Annotated in this window: 8 protein-coding genes; 7 read left to right on the top strand and 1 reads right to left on the bottom strand. The window is 71.6% G+C overall.

The features are described from left to right. The first annotated feature begins 40 nt into the window (after positions 1–40). Genes ACWGIC_RS37560 through ACWGIC_RS37570 form a run of 3 tightly spaced genes read left to right on the top strand, consistent with a single transcriptional unit; the run spans position 41 to position 2,924 of the window. A complete protein-coding gene (locus ACWGIC_RS37560) occupies positions 41–1,240 on the top strand; it encodes a GNAT family N-acetyltransferase (protein WP_452080697.1) in 1,200 nt (399 codons plus the stop codon). A gap of 37 nt (positions 1,241–1,277) precedes the next feature. Further along, on the top strand, positions 1,278–1,664 hold the full coding sequence (locus ACWGIC_RS37565) for a DUF4333 domain-containing protein (protein ID WP_452080698.1): 387 nt from the start codon (positions 1,278–1,280) through the stop codon (positions 1,662–1,664). A 42-nt stretch (positions 1,665–1,706) separates the two neighbouring features. Beyond that, on the top strand, positions 1,707–2,924 hold the full coding sequence (locus ACWGIC_RS37570; protein WP_452080699.1) for a GNAT family N-acetyltransferase: 1,218 nt from the start codon (positions 1,707–1,709) through the stop codon (positions 2,922–2,924). A 49-nt stretch (positions 2,925–2,973) separates the two neighbouring features. Here ACWGIC_RS37570 and ACWGIC_RS37575 read toward each other — a convergent pair whose 3' ends face one another. Beyond that, positions 2,974–3,918 (bottom strand): 5'-3' exonuclease, encoded by a 945-nt coding sequence (locus ACWGIC_RS37575; RefSeq protein WP_452080700.1) that lies wholly within the window; start codon positions 3,916–3,918, stop codon positions 2,974–2,976. Positions 3,919–4,139: 221 nt separating this feature from the next. On the opposite strand from ACWGIC_RS37575, the gene ACWGIC_RS37580 reads away from it, so the two are divergent. The 4 genes from ACWGIC_RS37580 to ACWGIC_RS37595 are packed head-to-tail and all read left to right on the top strand — an operon-like array spanning position 4,140 to position 6,264. Beyond that, positions 4,140–5,282 carry a M24 family metallopeptidase gene (locus tag ACWGIC_RS37580; RefSeq protein WP_452080701.1) on the top strand — a complete coding sequence of 381 codons (1,143 nt, stop codon included), beginning with the start codon at positions 4,140–4,142 and terminating at the stop codon, positions 5,280–5,282. After that, positions 5,279–5,731 carry an Lrp/AsnC family transcriptional regulator gene (locus ACWGIC_RS37585; protein ID WP_009078207.1) on the top strand — a complete coding sequence of 151 codons (453 nt, stop codon included), beginning with the start codon at positions 5,279–5,281 and terminating at the stop codon, positions 5,729–5,731. Before ACWGIC_RS37580 ends, ACWGIC_RS37585 begins: the two co-directional genes overlap by 4 nt. A gap of 19 nt (positions 5,732–5,750) precedes the next feature. Beyond that, positions 5,751–5,978 carry a hypothetical protein gene (locus tag ACWGIC_RS37590; RefSeq protein ID WP_452080702.1) on the top strand — a complete coding sequence of 76 codons (228 nt, stop codon included), beginning with the start codon at positions 5,751–5,753 and terminating at the stop codon, positions 5,976–5,978. Beyond that, positions 5,965–6,264: a hypothetical protein gene (locus ACWGIC_RS37595; RefSeq protein ID WP_452080703.1), complete on the top strand. Its 300-nt coding sequence runs from the start codon at positions 5,965–5,967 to the stop codon at positions 6,262–6,264. Before ACWGIC_RS37590 ends, ACWGIC_RS37595 begins: the two co-directional genes overlap by 14 nt. Positions 6,265–6,371 lie beyond the last annotated feature (107 nt).

Consider the following 6,371-nt stretch of genomic DNA (forward strand, 5'->3'; position numbering starts at 1 on the left):
TCGGTGGCATCCGGGCGGCCGCCCCGGCGATGATCGGGGCATGAGCGACTACACCGTCCGGATCCTCCGCCCCGACGAGCACCGCGGCGCCGGGGACCTGTTCCGGGCCGCGCTGCACGTCCAGCCCGCGACCGACGAGGAATGGGAAAGCGTCTCGGCGGTCTTCCAAGCAGAGCGCAGCTGGGGCGTGTTCGACCCGGACCTGATCGGCACCACCCGATCGTTCGACTCGGAAATGGTCGTCCCCGGCGGAGCGCGGCTTCCGCTGGCCGCGGTCACCGGCGTCGGCGTCCGAGCCGGGCGCACCCGGCGCGGGGTGCTCAGCGCGCTGCAGGCGGCACAGCTGGCGGACTTCGCCGAACGAGGCGTCGCGCTCGCGTTGCTGCACGCGTCCGAAGGCGCGATCTACGGCCGCTACGGCTACGGAATCGCGACTCTCGCGAAGCGAGTTGTAGTGGACCGGCGCCGGGCGGAGCTGCGTCCGGACGCGCCGGCCGGGGGAGAGGTCACGGTGCTCGGCATCGACGAGGCCGCCCCGAAATGGCCGGAACTGTACGCCGCGACCGCGATGGGCCGCGTCGCCGCGATGACCCGGTCGGAGGTCTACTGGCCGGGTTACGAGGCACAGCTGCGCCGTCGCGCGAAACTGGTCCAGACCGCTGTGCACCGGGGCCCGGACGGCGTCGACGGCTACCTGACCTACCACGTCGAGGAAGACTCCCACGACCACGGGAAGCTCCAGGTGATGGCGTTCCACTACGCCAACCCGGCCGCGTTCGCCGGACTGTGGCGGTTCCTGCTGTCGGTCGACCTGGTCGACGAGATCGTGCTCCCGATGCGCCCGCTCGACGAACCGCACGCGCTGCTGTTCACCGACCCGCGGATGGCGAAAACCGAAAGCACCGAAGACGAAAGCTGGCTCCGGCTGGTCGACGTGCCCGCCGCGCTCGCCGCCCGCACCTACGGACCGGCCGGCCCCGTCGTGCTCGAAGTCACCGACCGATCGCTGCCCGCCAACGACGGCCGCTACGTCGTCGGGCCGGACGGAGCCTCGCGCACTGACGCGGAACCCGCGCTGCGGCTCTCCGCGGACACCCTCGCGATGCTCTACTTCGGCACGTGGCGGGCATCCGCGCTCGCCGACACCGGCCGGATCGAGGTGCTCGACCCGGCCGCGCCCGCCGCCGCCGACGTTCTCTTCGGCACGCGCGAAACGGTGTGGTGCGGTACGTTCTTCTGACCGTTGACCGGAGGTTTCGCGCAGAGGAGCGGGATTGATGCGCGCCGTGCGGGTGGTGTTGTTGTGCGGCTTGGCAATGCTCGCCGCCGCGGGCTGCGACGGCGGGACGCCCCCGCCCGCGGTCCACACGGTCACCGTCACGCCGGACGGCCCCGCGCGACCGGGTGCCGCGTCGTCGCCGGCGCCCAGCTCCTCGTCGGCGACGCGAGTGTTCGACTCCCGGGTGATGGCCTCGGCCGTCACCCGGCTCCTCACCACCGACTACAAGATGGCGGACGTCGGCACGGTGTCCTGCCCGGACCGCCAGCCCGTCGCCGACGGCTCGCGGTTCCAGTGCACTGTGGACATCGCGGGCACGACGAAACACGTTCCCATCACGGTCACCGGCACCGACGGCAACTACCGGGTCGACCCGCCGCGGTAAATCCGATAGCCGCACGACAGCGGCAATTGGTTCAATCGGGGCATGAGCGACTACGTGGTACGCCAGATCACCGACTCCGAAAGCCGTGCGACCTTCGACCTTCTGGTGCGGTCCCTGCACGGAAACCCGCCCACGGACGAGCGCTGGGCGAAGGTCGGCGACTCCTGGACGGCGGACGGCCGGACCGGGGCGTTCCACGACGGAGAACCCATCGGCATCGCCAGCTCGTTCGCCACCACGCTCACCGTCCCCGGCGGCAGCACCGTCCCGATGGCCGCGGTGGACGGCGTCGGCGTCCGCGCGGACTGGACCCGCCGCGGCGTGCTCACCGCGATGATGGACCGGCAACTGCACGACTTCGTACAGCGCGGCCACGTCGTCGCCGCACTGCACGCGAGCGAAGCGCTCATCTACGGCCGCTACGGCTACGGCGTCGCGACCCGGATGGCCACCCTGCAGGTCAAGAAACCGGCCCCGCTGCGCGAAAACGTCGTCGCGCCCGGCCGGGTCCGGCTGCTCTCCGCCGACGAGGCGGTCGCCACGATTCCCTCGCTGTACCAACGGATCGACACCGGGCGTCCCGGCACGATCGCCCGGCCGGAACTCTGGTGGCCGATCGCGTTCAACTGGCATCTCTACCCGGACGGCGGCAACCACCGCGTCGCCGTCCACACCGGACCGAACGGCGACGACGGCTTCGCGGTCTTCCACGTCGTGCCGCAGAACAGCTACCTCGACCCGGAACGCGGCGCCGCGCTCGAGGTCCACGACCTGCACGCGGCGACCCCGGAAGCGCTGGCCGGGCTGTGGCGGTTCCTGCTGTCGGTCGACCTGGTCGAGGTCGTGAACGTGCGCGGCCGTCCCGTGGACGAGCCGATCGGCCTGCTGCTCGTCGACCCTCGCCGCGCGCAGACCGTCGGCCTCGACGACGAGCTGTGGCTGCGGTTGCTCGACGTGCGGGCAGCGCTCGCCGCCCGCACGTACGGCTCCGCGGAACCGGTCGTGCTGGAAGTGAACGACCGGATGCTGCCGGACAACCGCGGCCGGTACCGGGTCGGCGGCAACGGGGTCGAGCGGACCGAGGCCGACGCGGATCTGCAGCTCGACGTCGACACGCTGGCGATGCTCTACCTCGGCGCCTGGCAGGCCGGTCCGCTGGCGCTGTCCGGCCGGATCACCGGCGCCAGCGCGGAAACCCTGGCCAGGGTGGACGCGCTGTTCCAGACCGGGACGCAGCCCTGGACCGGCACGCACTTCTGACCGGAGACGGGTTCCAGCGCTCGCCTGGCGCTGGAACCCGCTCCCACGGTCAGGCTCCCGGCAATGCCGCCAGGAGACGCTCCACCGAACGGCCCAAGTTCCACCGCTCGGCCAGTTCCTTGACCCGCTCCGGATCGGCGGGCGCGGCGGGCACCGCGTCCGGCCCGGACTGCTCGACCGGCGCGTCCACCGCGACCCGCACGACAGTGGGCGCGACGGCCAGGTAGTCCGCGGCGTCGGAAAGCCGCAACCGGGTCTTCAACGGCACCCGCGCGTCCCCGGCCGAGGCCGCGGCGACGAGTTCCTCCAGCGAACCGAACTGCGTGATCAGCTTCGCCGCGGTCTTCTCGCCGATCCCGGCCACCCCGGGCAGCCCGTCCGACGGGTCGCCGCGCAACGCGGCCATGTCGGCGTACGCGGGCCCGGCGTGCTCGGCCGGAACGCCGTACTTCTCGGCGATTTCCCGCTGCCCCAGCACTTCCGCCTTCGCCCAGCCCTTGCCGACGTACACCACCGACGTCGGCGTCGGCTCCTCGCGCACCAGTTGGAACAGGTCGCGGTCGCCGGTGATCACCTCGACCGGCGCGTCCCTCTCCCGGGTGGCGAGCGCGCCGATCACGTCGTCCGCCTCGTACCCGGCCGCCTCCGCGACCGCGAACCCGAACGCCTCCAGCACTTCCAGGATGATCGGCACCTGCGGGGTCAGCGTGTCGGGCACCTCTTCGACGTCCGCCCCGCCGTTCCCGGGCTCCGCGACCCGGTGCGCCTTGTAGCTCGGCAGCAGATCGGTGCGGAACTTCGGCCGCCAGTCCGCGTCTAGACAAGCGACCAGCCGCGACGGGCGGCGGTCGGTCAGGATGCGCGCGATCGTGTCGGTGAACCCGCGCACGGCGTTGACCGGCGTCCCGTCGGGCGCGGTCATCGAATCGGGCAGCGCGTAGAACGAGCGGAAGTAGAGGCTCGCGGAATCGAGGAGAGCGAGTGGTCCGGTCACCCGCACAGCCTGCCAGATCCGGCCTGGATCACCCGGAAAGCGGCGCCGGGCGCGTCCGCTCCCGCGAAGCCAGATCCCGTGAAGGACTCCTTGAGGGAATCAGATTCCCTCAAGGAGTCCTTCACGGACGGCGCCCGGCTTCGGCGAGGTGGCCGGGGCGGCACGCCGGAATGGGGAGGACGGGCGGGCTGCGCCGGGACGCCGGTACTAGGCTCGGCGTCATGTCGCGCCGATCCCTCAACACGCCTGCTCCCGACGCCGCCGCGCTCCGCGCCCGTCTCGACCGTGCCGCGAAAGCGGCCGCTGCCGCCGGCACCGACGCGTTGCTCGTCGCGCCCGGATCCGACCTGCGGTACCTGCTCGGCCAGGCGGGCGGCTCGTTCGAACGGCTGACCACTCTCGTCGTCCCCGCCGACGGCACCCCCGCGCTCGTGGTGCCGAAGCTGGAGGCTCCCGGCTACGCCGAGGTGCCCACCGACGACCTCGGCGTCGAGGTGGTCACCTGGGTCGACGGCGACGACCCCTACCGGCTGGTCGCCGACCGGCTCGGCAAGCCCGGCCGGATCGCGGTCAGCGACTTCACGCCGGCACTGCACGTGCTGTCCCTGCGCGCCGCGTTCGGCGACGCCGAGCAGACCCTCGCCGGGCCGATCGTGCGCGAGTTGCGGATGCGCAAGGACGCCGCCGAGATCGAAGCCCTCCGCAAGGCGGGCGCGGCGATCGACCGCGTGCACGCGCGGATGGGCGAGTGGCTGCGCGCGGGCCGCACCGAGGCCGAGGTCGGCGCGGACATCACCGCCGCCATCGTCGAAGAGGGCCACACGCACGCCGACTTCGTCATCGTCGGCTCCGGCCCCAACGGAGCCAGCCCGCACCACGACGTCTCCGAGCGCGTGATCGAGCGCGGCGACGTCGTCGTGATCGACATCGGCGGCCCGGTGCCCGAGGGCTACAACTCCGACTCCACCCGCACCTACTCGATCGGCGAACCCCGCGACGCCGACGTCGCCGAGACCTACGCCGTGCTGCAGCGCGCGCAGCAGACCGCCGTCGACGCAGTCCGCCCCGGCGCCACCGCCGAGAGCATCGACAAGGCCGCGCGCGACATCATCGACGCCGCCGGGTTCGGCGAGTACTTCATCCACCGCACCGGCCACGGCATCGGCCTCGACGTGCACGAGGAGCCCTACATCATCGCGGGCAACGCGCTGCCGCTCGAAGCGGGCATGGCCTTCAGCGTCGAGCCGGGCATCTACCAGCCGGGCCGCTGGGGCGCCCGGATCGAGGACATCGTGCTCGTCACCGACTCGGGCGTCGAGTCGGTGAACACGCGGCCGCACGAACTGGTCGTGCTGGACGCATGAGCGGGCCGCTGGAACCGCTCGACCAGGCGATCGTGCAGGAACTGGCCGCCGACGGCCGGCGCAGCTTCACCGACCTCGCCGAACGGGTCGGGCTGTCGGTGTCGGCCGTGCACCAGCGGGTGCGCCGGCTCGAACAGCGCGGCGTCATCCTCGGCTACACCGCCCGCCTCGACGGCGAGCAGATCGGCCTCCCGCTCACCGCGCTGATCTCGCTCACCCCGAACGACCCGGCCGCGCCCGACGACTACCCGCAGCGGATCCAGCACATCACCGAGATCGAGTCCTGCTACTCCGTGGCCGGCGACGAGTCCTACATCCTGCTGGTGCGGGTCGCGTCGCCGCTCGGCCTCGAAGACCTGCTCCGGCGGATCCGCGAGGCGGCGAAAGTGTCCACCCGGACCACCGTCGTGCTGTCGACGCCGTTCGAGGGCAGGTCGCCGACGCTGTGACAGTGGTACGGTAAAAGGTATGGCAACACGTAAGGTGACACTCTCGCTCGACACCGGCGCGCTCGAGTACGCCGAGCGGGCCGCTAAAGCGCACGGAATTTCGGTCTCGTCCTGGCTGTCGAAGGCGGCCCGGCGCGAGGCGGTCCGGACCGGATATACCCCGCAGCGCGCGTCTGCTGCGCCGTCGGCTGAGGCGGACGAGGCGGAACGGGCGGCTGCGGAGAAGGAGATGCGTGCGCAGGGGTGAGGTCTGGACTTACCACCCGCCTACCGATCCGGCGCGGCAGCGGACTGTGGTGCTGCTGTCGTCGGACGGGGTGAATGAGTCCGAGCGGCCTTGGCTGCTCGGGACGGAGCTGCTGGATCGGGATCCGCAGGACATTCTCGGGGTGGCGGTGGATGCCCGGTATTGGGTGTCTACGTTGAATTTGACGCGGTTGTATCGGCCTTGGCTGGCGGAGCGGGTCGCGGAGATCGATTCGGATGTCCAGGAGCAGATCGATGTGGCGTTGAGGGCTGCGTTGGATTTGTGACGGTGGGGTTGCGGGGGCGGCTCGTCGCCTGGCGGCGACATTGCGCCCCGGATGGGTTGGGGGCACCCCGAAGCCCATTGTGATGACGGACGGCGGGTGCTTGTCAA

The sequence above is a fragment of the Amycolatopsis sp. NPDC054798 genome, assembly GCF_053611505.1.

Coding starts and splice junctions, on each gene's coding strand:
- ACWGIC_RS37560 (WP_452080697.1), top strand. CDS start 41: ATGAGCGACTACACCGTCCGGATCCTCCGCCCCGACGAGCACCGCGGC.
- ACWGIC_RS37565 (WP_452080698.1), top strand. CDS start 1,278: ATGCGCGCCGTGCGGGTGGTGTTGTTGTGCGGCTTGGCAATGCTCGCC.
- ACWGIC_RS37570 (WP_452080699.1), top strand. CDS start 1,707: ATGAGCGACTACGTGGTACGCCAGATCACCGACTCCGAAAGCCGTGCG.
- ACWGIC_RS37580 (WP_452080701.1), top strand. CDS start 4,140: ATGTCGCGCCGATCCCTCAACACGCCTGCTCCCGACGCCGCCGCGCTC.
- ACWGIC_RS37585 (WP_009078207.1), top strand. CDS start 5,279: ATGAGCGGGCCGCTGGAACCGCTCGACCAGGCGATCGTGCAGGAACTG.
- ACWGIC_RS37590 (WP_452080702.1), top strand. CDS start 5,751: ATGGCAACACGTAAGGTGACACTCTCGCTCGACACCGGCGCGCTCGAG.